The sequence below is a fragment of the Methylobacterium mesophilicum genome (assembly GCF_036441335.1).
GTDB lineage: Bacteria > Pseudomonadota > Alphaproteobacteria > Rhizobiales > Beijerinckiaceae > Methylobacterium > Methylobacterium mesophilicum_B.
Genome location: NZ_MLBW01000033.1, coordinates 23037 through 39632 on the forward strand (window position 1 = coordinate 23037; position 16596 = coordinate 39632).

Sequence of the window (16596 nt, forward strand, 5' to 3'; positions counted from 1 at the left end):
CATGCGTGGGAAGATGCATCTCAGCGTCGGTTCACACCACCGGTAGCGGGCGCGCGCGCACCCCCGCCCGACCGGCCGCGGTGTCGTCCCGACTCGAATGCCCGGAGAACCGGAGGCCGCAGGCATTGTTCCCCGTCGAACACGGCAAGATCGCGCATTGATCTATGTTAATCGCAAATCGCAGCAATAAAAATCCTGATTAATACTTGAATGGCCGCGAGCGAATTCTGGACCGGCCCAGGGTCGAGGGATCGGGCCATGCGCGGCGCGCGGGGGCACGGTGCGGCGGAGCGGCCACGCTCGCCGCACCGTGATCGTCGCCCGAGACGGCGTTAACCATCCGATTACCGTGCGATCCTAGCGCGATCGACTGAAACGGCGCCCCCGCGCCGGCCGGTCGCGCACGATGAACGCCGCATCATTCCTGTATTTCTGGTCCGCCGCCGCCGCGACGCATCTCGATCTGTTCGGGTCCCTGGGCCTGATCCTGGGTTTTACTGCCGGCGTGATGCCGCGGCGGACCTGGATCCTCGCGGCCTCGGCGGCCTGTGCCGCCTGCTTCGGCGCGCATTACCTGACGCTCGGGGCGCTCACCGGGACGGCGATGTGCGCGATCTCGGTGCTGCAGAGCCTCGTCTCCCTCCGCTGCGTCGGCGCGCCCGGCCGGAGCGGCTGGGTCCCGCCCGTCTTCGCCGCGAGCACCCTGGCGGCGGCGTGCCTGACGGTCGCCACGTGGAACGGGTGGCCGTCGGCCTGCGCGGCGACGGGCGCGCTGCTNCCCGGTCCCGCCGCTGGAGCCGGTCGCGCCCGACTGCGCGCGGGCGTGACGCGCGCCGGGCCTGCGGCGATCGATCCGGGAAACCCGCCGCGGCCCCGCCGTTGCACAGGTGCGGGCGCGTGACGTCCCGCGGCCGAGGAAGAGAGCGGGATTTGCCCGACGCGACCTATCCGCCCCTCGACGTGCTCAAGCCGGTGGCCGAGGGCGTCTGGATCGTCGACAGCGGACCGCTTCGCGCCCTCGGCATTCCCCTGCCCGTCCGGATGACCGTCGTGCGGCTCGGCGACGGATCGCTCTGGCTGCACTCGCCGACGCGCTTCGACGCGGGTTTGCACCGCGCGATCGCGGCGCTCGGACCGATCCGCCACCTGGTCGCGCCCAACATCGCGCACTGGACCTACCTGAAAGCCTGGCAGGACCACTGTCCGGAGGCCCTGACCTGGGCGGCCCCGAACCTGCGCGAGCGTCGCCAGGTCCGCCGCGCCGGCCTGCGCGTCGACCGGGTGCTCGGGGATGCGGCGCCGCCCGACTGGGCGGGAGACCTGCGCCAGCTCGTCGTCCCGGGCGGGCTCGGCTTCCGCGAGGTCGCGTTCTTCCACAGCGCGAGCCGCACCCTGATCCTGACCGACCTCGTCCTCAACCTGGAGCCCGCCAAGATGCCGGCGCTCCTGCGCCCGTTCCTGCGCCTCGCCCGCATGACGCCGCCGCACGGCGAGCCGCCCCCCTACCTGCGCCTCGTGATCAGGCTCCGGCGGCGCGACGCCGCGCGGGCGGCCGCGGATCTCGTCGGCCTGGCACCGGAGCGGGTCGTGTTCGCGCACGGCCTGTGGTTCGCCGCGGACGGTGCGGCGCGTCTGAGACGCTCCCTCCGCTGGCTCGGGACGCCGCCCTGAGACGGCCGGCCTCGCGGTCAGGCCGCCGCGATCAGCTGCCGCAGGATCCAGGCCCGGGCCGCCGGCAGGTCCGCGAACGGCGGCGGCGCGGCGGGCCCGATCGGGCCGAACCCGGCCTCCAAGAACCACTTCCCGGCATCCACGTCGTGCTGCGCCGAGAGACGGACCAGGACCGCGACCAGGAACCCGTCGGCGAAAACGAGCTGACTCTCGGCATCGTCGCTTCCGGTCGCGACCTGCACGGCCTGCAGGCTCAGGATCATGCGGCCATCGACTTCACGACGCGAGCGGGTTGAGGGACTGCGGCCGGGGACGCGCGTCGCTGCGGCGGCGACGGGCGCGGATCTCCGTGCCGGCACCCTGATCAATCGGCCCTTCGTCGCGAAGTTCCGGCCTCACGCCGGTCCGGAACACGGCCGGGACCGCCCGGTTGGCCCACCATGGACCGGTGGCCGCGCGGAGCAGGATCGCAGATGGATGACCGACAGATGGCCCGCGGGCTGGCCTGGTTCGGGATCGGGCTCGGCCTCGCCGAGACCTTCGCGCCCCGCCGCGTCGCCGCCGCGACCGGCCTCGAGGGCCACGAGGCCCTGGTCCAGCTCTACGGCCTGCGCGAGATCGCCTCGGGCGCGGCGATCCTGGCCGCCGACGAGCCGGAGCGCCATCTCGGCCTGCGGGTCGGCGGGGATCTCCTCGATGCCGGGCTGCTGGCGGCCCGCGCCACGCCGGCGAATCCGCGGCGCAACCGCACCCTGGCGGCGGCCCTGGCGGTGGCGCCCGTCGTCGTGCTGGACGCGGCCATCTGGCTGCGGGCGCGCGACCGACGCCGCCGGTCTCCGCGCGATCCCGGTCGGGAGCCCCAAGCGATCGCGCGATGACCGCTATCAGGGTGACGACGGGGAGCCGGCGGGAGCGGTGCGTTCAAGGCCGTCCGGGCGAGTCCTTCGCCGGATCGCCCGCAGCGTTCCCCACCGCGTTCCCCGCCACGCCCTCGGCGGGATCGGCCCCCTCGATCGTGCGGGCGAGCTCGGTCAGCACCTCCTCCACCATCGGTGGCCACGGGGCCCGCTCCTCGTCCATCAGGCGCGCGGCGCCGACCAGCGCGGAGATCTGCGCCTCGTAGACCGGCCGGCCCACCAGCTGCGCGTAGCGCACCCGCGCCGCGAGCGCCGTGGCGAGGCGCTGGACCTCCGCGATCTTCGCGCTCGGCGCGCCGCTGCCGTCGCCGTTGCCCATCCGTCCACCCCCTCGGGATCCTCACCGATCCTCATAGGCCATGGCCGGGATACAGTCAGGAGCGGCTACCAGGCTTCGAGGATGCGGCCGCCGACGAGCGCGACGACGACGCCGACCAGCAGCGCCATGCCGATGTCCCGGAGCGGCGCGGTGATCCATCCGGCCTCGGGAACCGGCGGCGACACGAAGCGCGTCAGGCTCTCGGGCAGGGCCGGGACCGGCGGCGCGGACCTGCGCCGGAGACCGTTGCGGAGGCGGTGCATGGTCGTGATCCCCGGGCGGCCTCAGGCGATCTCGACCTGACGGGCCGCGGTCGCCTGGGCCTTCCGCGCGGACGTCTTCGGGCGGACGAAATCGCCGAGCGGCTTGCAGCTCGGCAGGCCGATCACCTCGCCCGGCCGCGGCGCGGGCTGCGGCAGCGCAGGGTGCGGGACCGGGGCCTCCGTCCCGTCCGCCGCCTCGGCCTGCCCAGCCCCGGCGTCGGGCAGCTCGACGCGATGACCGATCAGGTAGGCCTCGATGTCGATGAGGCGATGGCGCAGCCGCCAGATGTCGTTCTCGACGCCGTTGATCTGCACTAGGAGGTCGGAGACGGTGCCCTGACGCGCCGCGATGGCCGAGAGCACGGTGGTCCGCTCGTTCAGCAGCACGGCCTTGACGGTCGGGTTCATGACGTACGCCTCCGAATCTTACACCACCACGATCCGCTGATTCAGATGCGAAGACAGTTCTCAAAATGGCTTAGCCGTTACGCCTGAAGGTGAACCGCCGCATTCGAGCGCCGAATGACTCGCGCCAGGGCGGCGATCGCGCGCGCGGACGGGCCGTGCGGGAACTTCTCGCGCGCGCGTGCGTCAGTTTCGCACAGTCCGACGCACGCAGTGCTGGGAGCTTCACATGCGCAGATCCGCGACGCTCGCCATGGCCGCCGCCCTGACCCTGGCCTCCGTCACCGCCTGGGCCGATCCCGTGAGCCAGACGGGAACCGGCGGCGGCCCCGCCACCACCGCCAAGGCACCCCACACCGCCGCGACCGGCCAGACCGTGCCGAATCCCGGCGCGCTCGGCCCGAACGAGACCGGGAGCATCGAGCGCCGCGACGCCGTCGAGGAGCGCAACGACGCCATCACCCGCGGCATCTGCATCGGATGCAGCCGCTGAGGGCGAGTCAGCCGGCGGGGGCGGCAGGGCCGCGCCCTGATCCCGGTATGATCACGGTTCATGGCCGGGGCGCCCGGGCCGCGGCCGGGGCTTGAAGCCGCGACCGCCCCGGCCCAAATCAGCGCGCCTCACCAACCATGAACAGGAGCGACCACGTGGCTAACGAGTCTGTCGAACAGGCGGCAGAGAAGACCTATTTCGGCCTGACCCTCTCGCAGCACGCGGACCGGATCCGGAAGCTCGCGACGGAACGCGGCCTCACCGGAGAGACGTTCGACCGCGTGACCGCGCAGGCCGTGGCGATGATCCCAACCATCAAGGTGACCGACGCGCAGCGGTGATCCCGCGGTGACCCGGGCCGGGCCGATCACTGCTCGGCCCGCAGCCCCTTGATCATGCGCCGGGCGATGGTGCGCACGGCCTCGTCGTCCCGCGCCTCGCCCTCGACCGTATCCCACAGATGGCCGAGGCTGCCCTCGAGTTCGTCCAGCAAGTCCGGGTGCCGCCGCGCCAGGAACCGCATCGTCCCGAACAGGAGATGCTCGGTCGCCATCTCGCGCCGACGCGCCTCGGTGACGGGATCCGGGCGCGTGGCCGGGTGCGGTTCGGATGTCTGATCGCTCATGGTCCGCCAACGGCCCGCGCGGGCCGCGGTTCGCCCGGTCGTGCGCGGTGCGACGCCGCGGAAGCCCCCGAGCCTCCACGGCCCGCGTGACGACCCGCGTGACGACCCGCGTGACCGCGAACAGCGCCGGCCCGGCCCGGTCTGCCGGTCAGGGCGGAGCGTCCGGAGAGGGCGGGCGATGGCCGAGGCGGATCCGCGCGAACCCGGGGACGAGGCCCCGCCCGGCACGCCGGGCACCGGCGAGAACCTGTGCCGGGCCTGCGGCGGCACCGGCAAAGTCGCCGACGCGCGGTGCTCCGAATGCGGCGGCACCGGCACGGTGACGACCGGCATCGGCGGAGCCTGACATCCCACCACCCGCGCCGCGGCCCGTTCGGAGACGCCGGGGCGCGCTCAGCGCCGCAGCGCGCCGAACCACGCGGCGAGCGGCTCCACGAACGCCGCCCAGGTCCGCGACCACACCGTGCCGGTGCGCGCATCCGACGGGCGCGCGCCGGACATCAGGGCCGCCACCAGGGCATCCTCGCGGGACTTGCACTCGTCGAGGGCGTTGCGCTCGTCACCGGCCCGGCTCTGCCCGGTCGGCTGATGCCCCGTGGCGTCCCGCAGGCAGCGGTGCCAGGCGCGCTCCAGCTCGGCCGGATCGGCCGCTCCGGCGGCCGGCCCCGCAACCGTAGGTCCGGCGGCCAGGAAGAGCATCGCGGACAAGCTGAGCACCGGCATGCGCATGATCGCTCTATGCCCGATTCGCGCCCCGGGCGGATAGAACGTAGCAGCAACACTGATCGCCGCTCGGCCCGGCGGCTCAGCCGGACCGGCCGTGCCTGGCCACCCGGCAGCCGTGATCCATCAGGTACTCGGCGCTGGCCTCCGGATCCCGGTAGGCCAGCAGGATCATCCCACCCCGCGGATCCCCGGGATCGGCCTCCACCGCCGCGAAGCTCGCGTCATGCAGGTGGCCTTGCCAGCCGGGCACGCGGGCCAGCGCGGCGAACGGGTTGAACGCCGCGACCGCGTCGGCCGGGACCCGCATGGCGACGTAGGGCACCTCCTCCAGCGGCACCGGGAACGGGGCCCAGCTCTCGCCGACGGCGTCGCCGTGGGCCTTCAGGGCCGCCATGACACCCCGGCGCATGCAGTCGAGGTGGATGTGCAGCTGATCCTGGCTGCGGCCGCCGACGGAATTCACCTCCAGGCCCACCGCCGAGACGGGCAGGCGGCCCTGGAGCGCGTCCGACACGTGGTGCCGGGCCGCGAGCGCCGCCCGCCAGTAGGCCGCTCCGCGCGGCCCCTGGAGAACCGGGGCCTCGATGCCCGAGACGCTGTCGGTGGGCATCACCACCGTGTGGGTGGGCTGGCCCGGCGCGCGCAGCACCGCCGTTCCCGGGCGCGCCGCGTCGCCGAGATCGACCGCGAGGCAGGGAAAGCTCCGGCCCGCGGCCTTCTTGGCGAGCACGCAGCCCTGCAGCGCCACCCAGAGCACGTCCCGCACCGGGTTGGCCGCGATGGCGGCCGGAATCGCCGAGAAGGCGAGTAGAGTCGCGACGGCCAGAGTACCACGCATGATCAGATGTTCCGGTCCCCCGCCGCCGTTATGATACGGGCGGCGGCGCGCCCACCTTGTACGCGGCCGCCGTCGCCGTGAGGTTACGTTTCCGCGATGCTGATATCGAACGCGCAGTGGCACGGCCTGATACGGGTCGCGGCCTGGACCCTGGTGGCTCTGATCGTCGCGGTCACGCTGGTGCCGATCGGCCTGCGTCCGGTGGTCACGACCAATCCCAGCTACGAGCGCGTCGCGGCCTACGCCCTGGCCGGCCTGCTCATGACGGTGGCCTACCCGCGGCACTGGCCCTGGATCCTGGCGGGCCTCGTCGTCCTGGCCGGCGGCCTGGAGGCGGGCCAGACCCTCACCGGGACCCGGCACGGAAAAGTCGACGACTTCCTCGTCAAGGCCGCCGCCGGCCTCGTCGGCGCCCTGGCGGGCCGCCCGCTCGCGCTCCTGGCCGACCGCTCCCGCGCCGGCGGCACACGCGGTCGCACAGGCCCATGACGACATCCATGTGGTGCTCGATCAGGATGACCGTGATCCCGGCGTCGCGGATCTTGCGGATGATCGCGGTCAGCTCGGCGATGTCGGGGGCGGTCAGGCCAGCGGCGGGCTCGTCGAGGAGGAGCAGGACCGGGTCGAGGGCGAGCGCCCGGCCGATCTCGAGAAGGCGCCGTCACCGTGCATGTCGCCCGCGCATGGCCGCGGCGCCGGCCCGGTGCCGGGCGACGGGCGTCCGGCGGAAACCGCCGAGCTTGGCCCGCGTTGGCGAGAGGGGCTCTGACGCGAGGTGCTGCATGTTCGGCGCGGCCAAGCTCACGGGACGGTTCTGGTTCCGCAAGACGTGGACGGGCAAGCTGGTCCTGCTCGTCGAGGAAGAGAGGCCGCGGTGGTTCGGCCGCTCCGGCCTCACCAAGCTCCGCTGGCGCGACGCCCGCCTCCTCGACCTGGCCGAGGCGCCGATGCGCACCCTGATGACGCTGGAGCGCAGCTACCGGGCCGACTACGCGGCCGGGCCCGCGCGGGTGCTGCAGGCCGTCGTCCCGCCCGGGACGCGCGGCGCGATCACCACGCCGATCGGGACCGCGGCCAACGCCTGAGCGTCGCCGCGGCGCGAGGGCGCGGGCCGAGCATGGAGGGGCAGGGCTCGGCCCGCCTGTCGTTCGGCTTCTTACCCCCAAAGCCGGAGCGACCCTGCCAGAGACCACGGCAGGGTTAACGCTTCCTGAAGAGGCCGGCCCGGACGGCCGGCCGACGGCCCGCGAGACCCGGCCGGTGGGCGAGCGGTGGCGGGAAGATCCGGCACGAAGAGCGCCACTGATCTATGTTGGTATTCGTCGCTCCATTCGGTAGATAACAGGCATAATGGGTTATCTTCGTGCAGATAAGGACTTGACTGTCGAGAAACGAATCCACGTTCATGGATCACTCACACGTGAGAGGCGCCCATGGAAGATACCGATTCTGCACCCCATCAGGACCCGATCGATTTCGTCGAGCTGACCGCCGATATTGTTTCGGCTTATGTCGCCAACAACTCCGTTCCGGTTCCCGACCTCCCGTCGCTGCTGTCCGGCGTCCACGCGGCGCTGGCCGGTCTCGGGCACACGACGGCCTCGGCCGAGCCCGAATTCAAGAAGGCGACGCCCGCGCAGATCAAGAAGTCGATCACGCCCGACGCCCTGATCTCGTTCATCGACGGCAAGCCGTACAAGACGCTGAAGCGGCATCTCACCGGCAACGGCATGACGATCGAGCAGTACCGGCAGCGCTACGGGCTGCCGCCGGACTACCCGACGACCGCGTCCAACTACTCGGCGATGCGCGCCGAGTTCGCCCGCAACGCCGGCCTCGGCCACAAGCGCCGCAGCCCGGCCGCCAAGCGGAGCGAGCCCGCGGAGTCCGTCGCGGCGGAGGCCGGCGCCGGCACGAAGGCCCCCAGGAGCCGCAAGTCCCGGAAGGCCGCCGCGGAGGCGTGAGCNGCTCCGGCGGCCCGGCGGATCGAGGCGCTCGAGCCGATCGAGACGATCCGGCCCGCCGACGCCTGACGACTCGCCGGCCGCGAACAAGCCCGCGCCCGGCGGATCGGCCGRGGAGCGGAGAGGCGCGACGATGACCCGGAACCGGCGGACGATCGGCGGCTCCGCCGCCGCCGCGCGGCTCCGACGGGCCCGCTTGCCCCTGGGCCCCACCCTCCATAGATCCCGACGATGACGGCACTCCCCTTCGACAACAGCTACGCCCGCCTGCCGGAGCGCTTCTACGCCCGCCGGCCGCCGACGCCCGTCGCGGCGCCGCGCCTCGTCCGGCTGAACCGCGCGCTCGCCGAGGAGCTCGGCCTCGACCCGGACTGGCTCGCCGGCCCGGACGGCGTCGCGGCGCTGGCGGGGAACGCGGTGCCGGACGGTGCCGACCCGATCGCCGCGGCCTATGCCGGCCATCAGTTCGGCCAGTTCGTGCCGCAGCTCGGCGACGGCCGCGCGGTCCTGCTCGGCGAGGTCGTCGACCGGAACGGGCGCCGCCGCGACATCCAGCTGAAGGGCGCGGGCCCGACGCCGTTCTCGCGGCGGGGCGACGGGCGGGCGGCGCTCGGCCCGGTCCTGCGCGAGTACCTCGTCAGCGAGGCCATGGCGGCGCTCGGCATCCCGACCACGCGGGCCCTCGCCGCCGTGACGACCGGCGAGCCGGTGGTGCGCGAGACGCTCCTGCCCGGCGCGATCCTCACCCGCGTGGCGGCGAGCCACATCCGGGTCGGCACCTTCCAGTTCTTCGCGGCGCGCGGCGACGTCGAGGGCCTGCGCGCCCTCGCCGACCACGTCGTCGCCCGGCACCACCCGGACGCCGCCGGGGCCGCCAACCCCTATCGCGCGATGCTGGAGGGCGTCGTCGCGGCCCAGGCGAGCCTCGTGGCCCGCTGGCTGCACGTCGGCTTCGTCCACGGGGTGATGAACACCGACAACATGTCGGTCGCGGGCGAGACGATCGATTACGGGCCCTGCGCGTTCCTCGACGCCTACGATCCCCGGACGGTCTACAGCTCCATCGACCGCAACGGCCGCTACGCCTACGGCCAGCAGCCGCGGATCGCGCTCTGGAACCTGACGCGGCTCGCCGAGACCCTGCTGCCGCTCCTCGCCGAGGGCGACGACGCCGCGGTCGCCGAGGCCGAGGCGGCTCTGGCCACCTACGCGCCGCGCTTCGAGGCGGCCTATCACGGCGGCCTCGCCCGCAAGCTCGGCCTCGCCGAGATCCGGGACGGCGACGCCGAGCTGGCGGGCGACCTGCTCAAGCGGATGGCCGAGAACCAGGCCGACTTCACCCTGACGTTCCGCCGGCTCTGCGACGCGGCGGCGCGGCCGGAGGCCGACGCGGCCGTGCGCGACCTGTTCGTCGATCCGACGCGCTACGATGCCTGGGCGACCGCGTGGCGCGCACGGCTGGCCCAGGACGCGCGCGACCCGGGCGAGACCGCCGCCGCGATGCGCCGGGAGAACCCGGCCTTCATCCCGCGCAACCACCGGGTCGAGGCGATGATCGAGGCCGCCGTGGAGCGGGACGACTTCGCGCCGTTCGCGACGCTCCTCGCCGTCCTGGCGCGCCCCTACGACGACCAGCCGGACCACGCCGCCTTCGCGGAGGCGCCCGCGGGCGGCGGCGTCGGCTACCGGACCTTCTGCGGCACCTGAGCCCGCCCGCCGCCGGTCAGGAGCGCGGCCACGTGAAGATCTCGCGCACCCCGCCCGCGTGGCGAAACCAGTGAACGCGGGTCGCGGGATTGAAGCCGTGATCCTGGTACGACGTGGCGATCACCGACACGAGAGTCTCGGCCGCCGAGCGGTCGTGAATGTCGTAGGCCAGAAGTTTCGGAGTACCGTCGGTCTCGCGGGTGAGATCGCGAACCAGAATCGAATACGACATATCTCCCCTCCTTTCGACACAAAGCATGTACTCAAGATTATATCTCCAAAGCCAGGATCGTTCGCGGCAGGATCATGTAAAGGTTAAACAACATTAACGGGAATGTGTTGATTTGATACGGCCCCGGTTGGACTCGCCGGGCGCGGCGGTCGCGCGGGCCGCGACGCCGGAGCGGTCCGGCGCGAGGGACGCGGCTGTCGACCGGGTTCGGGCACCGAATCGCGCCGCGGCGGCGCCCGAGAGCTGTTTCCCGATCCCGTCGCGTCGATTCTGGCCGACGACGATTCGGGTCGCGACGTCGCGCCATGCCCCTCGCCCGTGCGGCAGGGGCTCGGTGCGCCTCCGCCTCAACTTGATCCGGACCGGCCCTAGATGTCGCGAGGCGAGCGCCCGAACGGACCGACGGCGGCGCGGGGGGACCCGGAGGCCATGGTGAAGCGGATGCGGGCAGGGCTCGTCGCGGCGGCCCTCGCGCTGCTGACCGCCCAGTGCGCACCCACGCCCGGCGCCCCGGCGGCGGGGATCGTCGTCGCCTCGAAGCTCGACACCGAGGGCGGGGTGCTCGGGAACATCATCCTGCAGGCGCTGCAGGCCCGGGGCCTGCCGACCGTCGACAAGATCCAGCTCGGCGCCACCGCGATCGTCCGCCAGGCCCTGATCGAGGGACAGGTCGACATCTATCCGGAATACACCGGCAACGCGGCGTTCTTCTTCGGGAAAGCGGATCCTCCGGTGTGGAAGGACCCGGAGGCGGCCTACCGCACGGCCCGGGACCTGGATCGCGCGGCCAACGACCTCGTCTGGCTGACGCCCGCCTCGGCCAACAACACCTGGGCGGTCGCGGTGCGCGAGGAGATCGCGTGGGCCGCGGGCCTGAGGACCATGAGCGATTTCGGCCGCTACGTGGCGGGCGGCGGCGCGATCAAGCTCGCCGCCTCGTCGGAATTCGTGACCAGCCCGGGGGCGCTGCCGGCCTTCGGCCGGGCCTACGGCTTCACCCTCACGCCGGACCAGCTCGTCATCCTGGCCGGCGGCGACACCGCCGCCACGATCGCGGCGGCGGCGCGGGGCACCTCCGGCACGAACGCCGCCATGGTGTTCGGCACCGACGGCAGCATGGCGGTCGCGCGCCTCGTCATGCTCGAGGACGACAAGGGCGTCCAGCCGGTCTACCAGCCGGCGCCGGTGGTCCGCGGCGCGGTCCTCAAGGCCCATCCCGAGATCGCCGCCGTGCTGGATCCGATCTTCCGCAGGCTCGATCTGGCCACGCTCCGGGATCTCAACGGCCGGGTCCAGATCGGCGGCGAGCCCGCCTCCGCGGTCGCGGCGGACTTCCTCCGGCAGAACGGGTTCGTGCCGTGAGCCGGCCGCGCGGCCAGCGCCGCGATCCGCGTCCTCGCGGGCGGGGTGGTGCGCCGCCCGCTTAATCCCGCGTCGACAAGCCGGGGCTCCGTCGGCAAGGATGCGCGGTGGGGCGCCCGCGAGCGTCGCGACGCCGGTGACCCGCCTCATGAGACCCGACCCGCTCCCATCCACGTGCGCGTCCCGGGACGCCGTCGGCGCGTGAGGACGGGGGTACTGTCCGCGACCGGGCGGCGTCGCCGGGGCGTCGATCCGCTGGGCGCGGCCTTCGCGGCCGTGCTGGCGGTGAGCCTGCTCGCCCTGCCGCTGATGACGACCCGGCCGAACCGGATCGCGGCCGGCACCGCTCTGACGGTGTGGTCGGCGCTCCCCTCCGGCGCGGCGCTCCTCCTCGGAGGCGTCGTCGCCCTCGCGCTGCCGCCGCTGGTCCTCCGGTCGGCGCCGATCCTGCGGCTGGCCGCCGCCGCCGCGATCCTGCTGCTGCTCGGCCTCGCGGCCGGCTGGGCGGCCGACCACCTGACCGCGCCGGGCGACCGGTATCGCCGCGCTGGCCCTGCTGGTCGCCGCGGCGGGGCTCGCCCTGCGCACCGGCTTCTGGGACAACCTCTCGGTCCTGCGGGAATATGCCGGCCGCTCCGACACGTTCGGCCGGGAGCTGCGGACCCACGCCGCCCTCGCCCTCGCCTCGGTGGCCGCCGCCGCCCTCGTCGGGATCCCGGCGGCCGTCCTCGCGCGCCCGGTCCCGCCCGTGCGGGCGGGCCTGCTCACGACCCTCAACGTCGTGCAGACGGTCCCGTCCATGGCCCTGTTCGGCATGCTGATCGCGCCCCTGGCCTGGATCGGCCGGGAGGTCCCGGGCGCGGCCGCCCTCGGCATCGCGGGGATCGGCGCCGCGCCGGCCTTCGTGGCGCTGTTCGCCTACGCGCTCCTGCCGGTGGCCGCCGCGACCGTCGCGGGCCTCGACGCGGTGCCCTGGCCGGTGCGCGACGCCGCCCGGGGCGTCGGCATGACCCCGCGCCAGCGGCTCTTCCAGGTCGACCTGCCCCTCGCCCTCCCGGCGATCCTGACCGGGATCCGGATCGTCCTCGTCCAGAACATCGGCCTCGCGGTGATCGCGGGCCTCGTGGGCGGCGGCGGCCTCGGCGTGTTCGTGTTCCAGGGCATCAGCCAGAACGCGGGCGACCTCGTCCTGCTCGGCGCGCTGCCGACCGTCGCCCTGGCGAGCGGCGCCGCCGTGCTGCTCGACGCCGTCATCGACCTGAGCCGGGGCCGCGCGGCGGAGCGGACCGCATGATCGATCTCGCCGGGGTGAGCCGCGTCTTCGAGGGGCGCACCGTGGTGGCGGACGTCACCCTGCGGGTCGAGACCGGAGCGATCCTGGCGGTCGTCGGCACCTCGGGGTCGGGCAAGACCACCCTGCTGCGGATGATCAACCGCCTGATCGAGCCGAGCGCCGGGACGGTCCGGATCGCCGGCCGGGACGTCCGGGATGTGCCGCCGCACCTGCTGCGGCGCGGGATCGGCTACGCCATCCAGGGCCACGGGCTGTTCCCCCACCGCACGGTCGCGGAGAACATCGCGGTGGTGCCGAAGCTCGTCGGCTGGGACCGCCGGCGGATCGCCGCGCGGGTCGACGAGCTCCTCGGCCTGTTCAACCTCGATCCGGCGATCTACCGGGACCGCCTGCCGGCGGCGCTCTCCGGCGGCGAGCAGCAGCGGATCGGCGTCGCCCGGGCGCTCGCGGCCGAGCCGCCGATCCTGCTCATGGACGAGCCCTTCGGCGCCCTCGACCCGGTCATCCGCGGGCGGGCGCAGGCGGACCTTCTGGCGATCCAGGCGCGCTACGGCACCACGATCGTGCTGGTGACCCACGACATGACCGAGGCCCTGCATCTCGGCGACCGCGTCGCCGTCATGGATGCCGGGCGCCTGGTGCAGGAGGCCGCGCCCGCGGACCTCGTCGGCGCGCCCGCCACCGCCTTCGTCGGCGCGCTCCTCGGCAGCGGCGACCGGGCCTTCCAGCTCATGGCCCTGCGCACCGTCGACGATCTGGTCGAGCCGGGACCGGCGCCGGGCCCGCCCATCCCGGCCGGGACCACGGTGCGGGCCGCCCTCGCCGAGAGCCTGTGGTCCCGGCGCCCGGCCCTGCCGGTCAGCCGCGACGGCGTCGTCCTGGGCCGGGTGACGCGGGAGGCCCTCGAGGCGCGGGGTGCCCGGCCGTGATCCGCGCCCCGCGGATCGCCCGGGCCGCGCTCCTCGCCCTGCTCGGGGCGTTCCTGGTCGCGCCGGGCCGGTTCGCGCCCCTGTTCCGGCCGTTCGCCCCCGGCGACACGCCGCCGATCTACGGCCAGACGCCGCTCCTGACGCTCGCCGTCAACCACCTCCTGCTCGTCGCCGCCGCGACCGCGACCGCGACCGGGATCGCCCTTGGTCTCGCGGTCGCGGCCACGCGGCCGGCCGGCCGCGACGTGCTGCCCTTCGCCCGGTCGGTGGCCCGCATCGGGCAGACCTTCCCGCCCGTCGCGGTCCTGGCCCTGGCCGTGCCGATCCTCGGGTTCGGCGCGGTCCCGACCCTGATCGCCCTGATCCTCTACGGACTCCTGCCGATCTTCGAGACCGCGCTCACCGGCCTCGAGGCGATCGACCCCGCGCTGCTGGAGGCCGCCCGCGGCATGGGGCTGACCGACCGGCAGCGACTCGTCCGCGTCGAGCTGCCCCTGGCGCTGCCGATGATCCTGTCGGGGATCCGCCTCGCGGCGGTCATCGGGCTGGCGACGGCGACCATCGGCTCGACGGTGGCGGCCAGCACCCTCGGCGAGGTGATCATCTCCGGCCTCCTGACCGGCAACACCGCCTACGTCCTGCAGGGCGGCCTCGTCGTGTCCGCGCTGGCCCTCCTGACCGATGCCGGCTTCCGCCGACTCGAGCGCGGCGCGGCACGGCGGGCTGGATTTCGTTCCTAGACGCGGCTAGAACGCCGGCGGGGCCGTACGCGCGGCCCTGGGGCGTGGAACCCCCTGTCTGATGGTCGGTGCCGACCACAACGGCACCCGTATCCTTGGCCACACGGTCGGGGAGCCTGCGGCGTATGTCCAGGCGTTCCGGCGCTAAAGGTCGTAGGGACCGTTCAGACACGGTTTTCCAACTCCCCGACTCGGGATGGTCGAAGGCTCGTTCGCGGGGGCGCACCGCGAGCCAGGGCCCGCCGGGAGGATGGGCCATGGGTTCCGGCGATCCCGAGACGCGCAGGCGGCAGCTCGACCGGCTGCGCGCGGCCTACGAGGCCCGTCCGGGCCGGCCGGACCTCGGGGCCATCGGCAGCGGTGCCCGGCACTCGCGGGCGCTCCTGGGACGGATCCTCGTGGTGCTCGGCGGCCTGCCGGACGGGACCGGCCTGCCGGCGATCGGCCAGGGCGGGAGCGGGCGCGCCGGGACGTAGGAGCCGGACCGCCCCAGCAGCACCGCAGCGCGGAGTGACAGAATATAACTGTCTCCTTCCGGACATATTGAATATTCGAACCAAAGATAACAGCATTGGATCGACGCACATGATTCGGTCGGCTGTCGTTCGGCAGCGTGATCCTTGCCGACCGGTCGCGCCTGCGTCGGACAGGGAGGTCGCCATGACACGAAGGGTCATCCACACAGCAACCGCCGCTGAAATCACCGCCGCGGCAGCCGGCCTGCTGCTTCTCGGAGCGAGTACAGGCCGCGCCGAGGACATGCCGCGGCAGGGCGATTTCAGGATCACCTACACGTCGATCGGCGTCGCCGCGCCGAAACCTGTCGTGATCGGCAACAATCGCACCGCTTCGGCAATGATCTACATGATGACCGCCGTCAACGAATCGGGCGGCCGGCTCCTGCACAACATGGCCGGACGCTGCACCTCCGCCCCGCTCATCGACAGCGTCGCCAAAACCCTCGAGAACCACGGCTACTGCGACTACGTCGACGCCGACGGCGACCACGTCTTCGAGAAGTGGGACTATCCGGTCCAGCCCCTGGCCGCCGTGAACGACGGAACGGGCGAGTGGATCGGCGGGACCGGCAAGTTCGCGGGCCTGTCCGGCACCATGAAGATCCGCTCCCGACGGCTGAACTCCCCCACGGAGGGCGCCGTCCAGGTCGTCGGCGAGAAGCTCGGCAGCTACAGCTTGGCCAACACGGTGGCCAGCGCGAAACCGGACTGACGAGGCCGGAGCGGCGGGACAGGCGGGCCGACTTGGCGGTAAGACGCCGCCTATGACGTCGCCGATGACGCCCGCCGACCGAGACCGGTTCGAGAAATGCCTCGCGCTCGCCGCCCAGGGCGCCACGGCGGGCGAGCGCGCGGCCGCCCGGGCCGCCGCCGAGCGCATCGCGCAGGGCGCCGGGATGACCCTCGTCGAGGCMGCCGAGGCGCTCCGGCGGGCCGGGCAGGCCTCCGCCCACCGGGCGGCCCGCCCGCCGCCACCCCGACCGCCCTATCCCTGGGCGCAACCCAAGGCGCCCGTGACACCCGTCACGGTCGAGGAACTGCTGCGCCAGAAGGCCGAGACGGAGGCGTGGCGCAAGCGCGCTGCGGCCGCTGCCGACCGCCGCCGGAAGCGGGAGCACGCCGAGGAGGATGCCTACGTGACGGAGCAGCGCGCCCGCCAGGCTGAGCGCGACCGGGACTGGGCGCGCGCCCGCGCGGCGGATGCCCCGGGCGACGAGACCTGAGCGCCGGTCGGCGGATTCAGCGGCGGCGAACTGACTGCGGACGAACTCGGCCTGATGCTGCATCGCCTCCTGGGCGGCTCCGCGGCAGCGACCGGGGGGCCGGGCGCGACGCCGTCATGGGCCGCGACGACCCGGCGGGCCTCCTCGACGCTCATGTCGCAGGCGCTCGTCATGCCCTGCAGGGCGCCGAGGGCGCGATTGTACTCGGGAAGGTTGGTGCATCCGGGGACGCCCCAGGCCCGGGCGGGGACCGGCGCCGCGCCCGCGACCGCCAGCACGAGGGCAGCAAGACCGTTCCTGACCGACACGGATCCCTCTCCTCTTCGCCGAAGCCCGATTCCGGCTCCTCCGGGAGGCAACACGCTCAGCC

25 protein-coding genes and 1 pseudogene are annotated in these 16596 nt (G+C 73.5%); 17 read left to right on the forward strand and 9 right to left on the reverse strand.

Features of this window, described 5'->3' with window-relative positions:
• Positions 1 to 406: 406 nt before the first annotated feature.
• Together MMR14E_RS19825 and MMR14E_RS19830 are read left to right on the forward strand one after the other, a co-directional pair.
• The gene (locus MMR14E_RS19825) at positions 407 to 901 is read left to right on the forward strand and encodes a YgjV family protein (RefSeq protein ID WP_331316650.1); all 495 of its coding nucleotides are present in this window, start codon (positions 407 to 409) and stop codon (positions 899 to 901) included.
• Between the two features lie 29 nt (positions 902 to 930).
• On the forward strand, positions 931 to 1671 hold the full coding sequence (locus MMR14E_RS19830) for a DUF4336 domain-containing protein (RefSeq protein WP_331316651.1): 741 nt from the start codon (positions 931 to 933) through the stop codon (positions 1669 to 1671).
• A gap of 17 nt (positions 1672 to 1688) precedes the next feature.
• Here the strand turns inward: MMR14E_RS19830 and MMR14E_RS19835 are convergent, their stop codons facing one another.
• Positions 1689 to 1934, reverse strand: coding sequence for a hypothetical protein (locus tag MMR14E_RS19835; protein ID WP_331316653.1), 246 nt, complete (start codon positions 1932 to 1934; stop codon positions 1689 to 1691).
• 210 nt (positions 1935 to 2144) lie between these two features.
• On the opposite strand from MMR14E_RS19835, the gene MMR14E_RS19840 reads away from it, so the two are divergent.
• The gene (locus tag MMR14E_RS19840) at positions 2145 to 2549 is read left to right on the forward strand and encodes a hypothetical protein (protein ID WP_331316655.1); all 405 of its coding nucleotides are present in this window, start codon (positions 2145 to 2147) and stop codon (positions 2547 to 2549) included.
• Between the two features lie 43 nt (positions 2550 to 2592).
• Here the strand turns inward: MMR14E_RS19840 and MMR14E_RS19845 are convergent, their stop codons facing one another.
• From MMR14E_RS19845 to MMR14E_RS19855, 3 genes are all read right to left on the reverse strand, one after another.
• Entirely contained in the window at positions 2593 to 2907 is a 315-nt protein-coding gene (locus MMR14E_RS19845) for a hypothetical protein (RefSeq protein ID WP_331316657.1), read from the reverse strand.
• A gap of 65 nt (positions 2908 to 2972) precedes the next feature.
• Positions 2973 to 3170 carry a hypothetical protein gene (locus tag MMR14E_RS19850; protein ID WP_331316658.1) on the reverse strand — a complete coding sequence of 66 codons (198 nt, stop codon included), beginning with the start codon at positions 3168 to 3170 and terminating at the stop codon, positions 2973 to 2975.
• Between the two features lie 21 nt (positions 3171 to 3191).
• Positions 3192 to 3578 carry a hypothetical protein gene (locus tag MMR14E_RS19855; protein ID WP_331316660.1) on the reverse strand — a complete coding sequence of 129 codons (387 nt, stop codon included), beginning with the start codon at positions 3576 to 3578 and terminating at the stop codon, positions 3192 to 3194.
• Positions 3579 to 3804: 226 nt separating this feature from the next.
• Here MMR14E_RS19855 and MMR14E_RS19860 point away from each other — a divergent pair, with 226 nt between their 5' ends.
• Together MMR14E_RS19860 and MMR14E_RS19865 are read left to right on the forward strand one after the other, a co-directional pair.
• Positions 3805 to 4068 (forward strand): hypothetical protein, encoded by a 264-nt coding sequence (locus tag MMR14E_RS19860; protein WP_071000245.1) that lies wholly within the window; start codon positions 3805 to 3807, stop codon positions 4066 to 4068.
• A gap of 155 nt (positions 4069 to 4223) precedes the next feature.
• Entirely contained in the window at positions 4224 to 4409 is a 186-nt protein-coding gene (locus MMR14E_RS19865; RefSeq protein WP_331316664.1) for a hypothetical protein, read from the forward strand.
• A gap of 26 nt (positions 4410 to 4435) precedes the next feature.
• On the opposite strand, the gene MMR14E_RS19870 is transcribed toward MMR14E_RS19865, so the two are convergent.
• The gene (locus MMR14E_RS19870; protein ID WP_331316666.1) at positions 4436 to 4693 is read right to left on the reverse strand and encodes a hypothetical protein; all 258 of its coding nucleotides are present in this window, start codon (positions 4691 to 4693) and stop codon (positions 4436 to 4438) included.
• 178 nt (positions 4694 to 4871) lie between these two features.
• On the opposite strand from MMR14E_RS19870, the gene MMR14E_RS19875 reads away from it, so the two are divergent.
• Positions 4872 to 5039: a hypothetical protein gene (locus tag MMR14E_RS19875; RefSeq protein WP_331316668.1), complete on the forward strand. Its 168-nt coding sequence runs from the start codon at positions 4872 to 4874 to the stop codon at positions 5037 to 5039.
• A gap of 47 nt (positions 5040 to 5086) precedes the next feature.
• Here MMR14E_RS19875 and MMR14E_RS19880 read toward each other — a convergent pair whose 3' ends face one another.
• Both MMR14E_RS19880 and MMR14E_RS19885 read right to left on the reverse strand, forming a co-directional pair.
• Positions 5087 to 5416 (reverse strand): hypothetical protein, encoded by a 330-nt coding sequence (locus MMR14E_RS19880; RefSeq protein ID WP_331316669.1) that lies wholly within the window; start codon positions 5414 to 5416, stop codon positions 5087 to 5089.
• 82 nt (positions 5417 to 5498) lie between these two features.
• Positions 5499 to 6257: a CDP-diacylglycerol diphosphatase gene (locus MMR14E_RS19885; RefSeq protein WP_331316670.1), complete on the reverse strand. Its 759-nt coding sequence runs from the start codon at positions 6255 to 6257 to the stop codon at positions 5499 to 5501.
• 96 nt (positions 6258 to 6353) lie between these two features.
• On the opposite strand from MMR14E_RS19885, the gene MMR14E_RS19890 reads away from it, so the two are divergent.
• The gene (locus MMR14E_RS19890) at positions 6354 to 6746 is read left to right on the forward strand and encodes a hypothetical protein (protein WP_331316672.1); all 393 of its coding nucleotides are present in this window, start codon (positions 6354 to 6356) and stop codon (positions 6744 to 6746) included.
• Here MMR14E_RS19890 and MMR14E_RS19895 read toward each other — a convergent pair.
• Positions 6724 to 6918 (reverse strand): annotated as a pseudogene (locus tag MMR14E_RS19895) (ABC transporter); the annotation flags it as partial. The gene MMR14E_RS19890 and the pseudogene MMR14E_RS19895 overlap by 23 nt on opposite strands.
• Before the next feature lie 121 nt (positions 6919 to 7039).
• On the opposite strand from MMR14E_RS19895, the gene MMR14E_RS19900 reads away from it, so the two are divergent.
• The 3 genes from MMR14E_RS19900 (at position 7040) to MMR14E_RS19910 (ending at position 9928) form a co-directional block, all read left to right on the forward strand.
• The gene (locus MMR14E_RS19900; RefSeq protein WP_331316674.1) at positions 7040 to 7342 is read left to right on the forward strand and encodes a hypothetical protein; all 303 of its coding nucleotides are present in this window, start codon (positions 7040 to 7042) and stop codon (positions 7340 to 7342) included.
• Between the two features lie 348 nt (positions 7343 to 7690).
• Positions 7691 to 8221 (forward strand): MucR family transcriptional regulator, encoded by a 531-nt coding sequence (locus MMR14E_RS19905; protein ID WP_331316675.1) that lies wholly within the window; start codon positions 7691 to 7693, stop codon positions 8219 to 8221.
• A gap of 231 nt (positions 8222 to 8452) precedes the next feature.
• On the forward strand, positions 8453 to 9928 hold the full coding sequence (locus tag MMR14E_RS19910) for a protein adenylyltransferase SelO (protein WP_331316677.1): 1476 nt from the start codon (positions 8453 to 8455) through the stop codon (positions 9926 to 9928).
• A 16-nt stretch (positions 9929 to 9944) separates the two neighbouring features.
• On the opposite strand, the gene MMR14E_RS19915 is transcribed toward MMR14E_RS19910, so the two are convergent.
• Positions 9945 to 10160: a hypothetical protein gene (locus tag MMR14E_RS19915; protein ID WP_331316679.1), complete on the reverse strand. Its 216-nt coding sequence runs from the start codon at positions 10158 to 10160 to the stop codon at positions 9945 to 9947.
• Between the two features lie 429 nt (positions 10161 to 10589).
• On the opposite strand from MMR14E_RS19915, the gene MMR14E_RS19920 reads away from it, so the two are divergent.
• From MMR14E_RS19920 to MMR14E_RS19950, 7 genes are all read left to right on the forward strand, one after another.
• Positions 10590 to 11522: an ABC transporter substrate-binding protein gene (locus MMR14E_RS19920; protein ID WP_331316680.1), complete on the forward strand. Its 933-nt coding sequence runs from the start codon at positions 10590 to 10592 to the stop codon at positions 11520 to 11522.
• 688 nt (positions 11523 to 12210) lie between these two features.
• Positions 12211 to 12816 carry an ABC transporter permease gene (locus MMR14E_RS19925; RefSeq protein WP_331316682.1) on the forward strand — a complete coding sequence of 202 codons (606 nt, stop codon included), beginning with the start codon at positions 12211 to 12213 and terminating at the stop codon, positions 12814 to 12816.
• Positions 12813 to 13745, forward strand: a complete 933-nt coding sequence (locus MMR14E_RS19930; protein WP_331316683.1) for an ABC transporter ATP-binding protein — start codon at positions 12813 to 12815, stop codon at positions 13743 to 13745. The genes MMR14E_RS19925 and MMR14E_RS19930 overlap by 4 nt, the downstream gene beginning before the upstream one ends.
• Positions 13742 to 14485 (forward strand): ABC transporter permease, encoded by a 744-nt coding sequence (locus tag MMR14E_RS19935; RefSeq protein ID WP_419539373.1) that lies wholly within the window; start codon positions 13742 to 13744, stop codon positions 14483 to 14485. Before MMR14E_RS19930 ends, MMR14E_RS19935 begins: the two co-directional genes overlap by 4 nt.
• A gap of 257 nt (positions 14486 to 14742) precedes the next feature.
• Positions 14743 to 14961, forward strand: coding sequence for a hypothetical protein (locus tag MMR14E_RS19940; RefSeq protein WP_331316684.1), 219 nt, complete (start codon positions 14743 to 14745; stop codon positions 14959 to 14961).
• A 184-nt stretch (positions 14962 to 15145) separates the two neighbouring features.
• Positions 15146 to 15715, forward strand: a complete 570-nt coding sequence (locus tag MMR14E_RS19945; RefSeq protein ID WP_331316685.1) for a hypothetical protein — start codon at positions 15146 to 15148, stop codon at positions 15713 to 15715.
• Between the two features lie 52 nt (positions 15716 to 15767).
• Positions 15768 to 16226 (forward strand): hypothetical protein, encoded by a 459-nt coding sequence (locus MMR14E_RS19950; RefSeq protein WP_331316686.1) that lies wholly within the window; start codon positions 15768 to 15770, stop codon positions 16224 to 16226.
• The last annotated feature ends 370 nt before the right edge of the window (positions 16227 to 16596 follow it).

Bases quoted from the DNA above. Each gene is read 5' to 3' on its own strand.
- MMR14E_RS19835 (WP_331316653.1), bottom strand. From the start codon at position 1,934: ATGATCCTGAGCCTGCAGGCCGTGCAGGTCGCGACCGGAAGCGACGAT.
- MMR14E_RS19840 (WP_331316655.1), top strand. From the start codon at position 2,145: ATGGATGACCGACAGATGGCCCGCGGGCTGGCCTGGTTCGGGATCGGG.
- MMR14E_RS19845 (WP_331316657.1), bottom strand. From the start codon at position 2,907: ATGGGCAACGGCGACGGCAGCGGCGCGCCGAGCGCGAAGATCGCGGAG.
- MMR14E_RS19850 (WP_331316658.1), bottom strand. From the start codon at position 3,170: ATGCACCGCCTCCGCAACGGTCTCCGGCGCAGGTCCGCGCCGCCGGTC.
- MMR14E_RS19855 (WP_331316660.1), bottom strand. From the start codon at position 3,578: ATGAACCCGACCGTCAAGGCCGTGCTGCTGAACGAGCGGACCACCGTG.
- MMR14E_RS19860 (WP_071000245.1), top strand. From the start codon at position 3,805: ATGCGCAGATCCGCGACGCTCGCCATGGCCGCCGCCCTGACCCTGGCC.
- MMR14E_RS19870 (WP_331316666.1), bottom strand. From the start codon at position 4,693: ATGAGCGATCAGACATCCGAACCGCACCCGGCCACGCGCCCGGATCCC.
- MMR14E_RS19875 (WP_331316668.1), top strand. From the start codon at position 4,872: ATGGCCGAGGCGGATCCGCGCGAACCCGGGGACGAGGCCCCGCCCGGC.
- MMR14E_RS19880 (WP_331316669.1), bottom strand. From the start codon at position 5,416: ATGCCGGTGCTCAGCTTGTCCGCGATGCTCTTCCTGGCCGCCGGACCT.
- MMR14E_RS19885 (WP_331316670.1), bottom strand. From the start codon at position 6,257: ATGCGTGGTACTCTGGCCGTCGCGACTCTACTCGCCTTCTCGGCGATT.
- MMR14E_RS19890 (WP_331316672.1), top strand. From the start codon at position 6,354: ATGCTGATATCGAACGCGCAGTGGCACGGCCTGATACGGGTCGCGGCC.
- MMR14E_RS19900 (WP_331316674.1), top strand. From the start codon at position 7,040: ATGTTCGGCGCGGCCAAGCTCACGGGACGGTTCTGGTTCCGCAAGACG.
- MMR14E_RS19905 (WP_331316675.1), top strand. From the start codon at position 7,691: ATGGAAGATACCGATTCTGCACCCCATCAGGACCCGATCGATTTCGTC.
- MMR14E_RS19910 (WP_331316677.1), top strand. From the start codon at position 8,453: ATGACGGCACTCCCCTTCGACAACAGCTACGCCCGCCTGCCGGAGCGC.
- MMR14E_RS19915 (WP_331316679.1), bottom strand. From the start codon at position 10,160: ATGTCGTATTCGATTCTGGTTCGCGATCTCACCCGCGAGACCGACGGT.
- MMR14E_RS19920 (WP_331316680.1), top strand. From the start codon at position 10,590: ATGGTGAAGCGGATGCGGGCAGGGCTCGTCGCGGCGGCCCTCGCGCTG.
- MMR14E_RS19930 (WP_331316683.1), top strand. From the start codon at position 12,813: ATGATCGATCTCGCCGGGGTGAGCCGCGTCTTCGAGGGGCGCACCGTG.
- MMR14E_RS19940 (WP_331316684.1), top strand. From the start codon at position 14,743: ATGGGTTCCGGCGATCCCGAGACGCGCAGGCGGCAGCTCGACCGGCTG.
- MMR14E_RS19945 (WP_331316685.1), top strand. From the start codon at position 15,146: ATGACACGAAGGGTCATCCACACAGCAACCGCCGCTGAAATCACCGCC.